1 protein-coding gene is annotated in these 1,412 nt (G+C 36.0%); it reads right to left on the reverse strand.

The features are described 5' to 3' along the window. Positions 1-15 precede the first annotated feature (15 nt). A protein-coding gene (locus DPQ31_RS29075) for an IS3 family transposase (RefSeq protein ID WP_208731451.1) occupies positions 16-1,370 on the reverse strand; the annotation gives its coding sequence in 2 pieces (ribosomal slippage) (positions 16-917 and positions 917-1,370; 1,356 coding nt in all). Positions 1,371-1,412 lie beyond the last annotated feature (42 nt).

The following is a 1,412-nucleotide window of genomic DNA, read 5'->3' on the forward strand; positions in this document are numbered from 1 at the left end:
GACACGGTTATTTCATTAGGCAGCTTGATCCAAATGAGTCCGGTATTGCACCGGGCTCATTTTTAATTTTGCCTTTATCCATTTCGTATTAGAATAATCTACATATTTTTCTAATTCTATTTTAAAATGATCTACACTTTCAAACTCTTTTATGTAGAGGAATTCCGACTTCATGATCCCGAAGAAATTCTCCATTACTGCGTTGTCATAACAGTTTCCTTTTCGAGACATACTCTGCACAATACCTCTTGATTCAAGTGTCCGGGCATATTGTTTCATTTGATAATGCCACCCTTGATCTGAATGCATCAATAGTTGGTGATTTTCCGGTAAACGTTCTAATGCTGTCTCTAACATTTCTGAAACAAGTGAATACGTCGGTCTAGAGCCAATTGTATAGGTAATAATCTCACCATTACACAAGTCTAATACAGGTGATATATACAGTTTCTCTCCAAACAATTTAAACTCTGTGATGTCTGTTACCCATTTTTGATTCGGTGCATCTGCATGAAAATTGCGCGCTAAAATATTGGGTGCAGTTTTACCAACTTTCCCCTTATAAGACTTATATTTTTTCATACGCACAACACACTTTAATCCAAGCTCTTTCATAATGCGTTGAACCTTCTTGTGATTCACTTTTTGACCACGATTCGTTAACTCATCACGAATGCGACGGTAGCCATAACGGCCTTCATTCTCCTCATAAATCGCTTTAATTTCAGCTTTCAAATCGGCATCTAAATCCGGACGATTCATTTTCTTTACTAAATCATAATACGTGCTTCGTGGAATGTTAGCTAGCTCTACAAGTGCTTTCACCGAATATTTATGCCTTAATTTATAGACTACTTGTGCTTTGTCCTGTTTCGTGATTTTTCCTTGTTTTGAACTAAGGCATTCAACTTTTTTAAGTACTCATTTTCCATTTCAAGCTGTTGAATACGTGCTTCAAGTGCTTCGACTGAACCTTCAACTGGTGTTTGTTTTGATTGTTTATTTGAATCTTTTTCCATGGATGGACGCCCCTTTTTCTTTGATTGAAGGGCAGCGATTCCTTGTGTTTCGAATTGTTTTTTCCAAACAATAATCGTTGAAGGGGCAGGAATATTAAAAATAGCTGCCGTTTCAAATAAGGACGTACCGTTTTCAATCATAAAATTTAGTACGTCTAGTTTAAATTGTTGCGTGTAATTTGTATACCGTTTTAGAAAAGCTTCCACACCATTTTGTTTATATTGGTTTACCCAATTCAAAATTACGGTGTCTCTTATACCAACCGCTTTACTAATTTCTCGGTAACTTTCATTTCCGTTCAAATAACGTTGAACGATGTGTATTTTTTCATCAGCTGTAAATTTAACCATAGAAAAACTGCACCTCCAATTGTTAGACGGTGTCTAACAATT

The organism is Bacillus sp. COPE52, assembly GCF_003355115.1.
Lineage (GTDB): Bacteria > Bacillota > Bacilli > Bacillales > Bacillaceae_G > Bacillus_A > Bacillus_A toyonensis.